Here is a 536-nt window from a genome sequence, read left to right as displayed (position 1 = left end):
GCGCCCGCCTCGTCGTCGGCCCGCCGGCCCAGGCCGCCGGCGCCTACCTGCCGTTCGCTCTGGGCGGCAAGTTCAAGGCCCGCGGCGCCCTCGTCCGGTTCGAGGGCGTCAACGCCGAGATCGATCCGGGCGGGCAAGCCTTGCGGCTTTCCGGCAGCGGCCAGATCGACCTGCGCCGCTGGCGCGCGGGGCTGACCCTGGAGGCGCGCCGCCTCGACCTCGACGCCTTCCTGCTCTCGCCGGGCGGGCAGGCCTTCGTGGCGCGCGGGCTGCCCAAGGTGGGCGCGAAATCGGGTGGCGGCCTGCCGGTGATGCTCGACCTCGACCTCTCGGTCGAGGCGGCCGTGCTCGGCTTCGAGGAATGGTCCAACCTCAAGGCCACGGGCACCCTCGACCGCACCGGCGGCCTGCTGCTGCGACGCTTCTCGGCCGTGGCGCCGGGTGCGGCGACCGTCACGGCCAGCGGCGAGATCGACACCGATCCGAGCCCGCGCTTTACCGGCCCGGTCGCGCTCGCGGCCGCGGCCTCCGACGGG

Annotated in this window: 1 pseudogene; it reads left to right on the top strand. The window is 75.7% G+C overall.

The features are described from left to right. A pseudogene (locus FV230_RS30240) lies at positions 1–536 on the top strand (AsmA protein); the annotation flags it as partial.

The organism is Methylobacterium sp. WL6, assembly GCF_008040095.1.
Lineage (GTDB): Bacteria > Pseudomonadota > Alphaproteobacteria > Rhizobiales > Beijerinckiaceae > Methylobacterium.
Note: the sequence above shows the minus strand (reverse complement) of the source record. Positions and strands in the feature narration are given on the sequence as shown.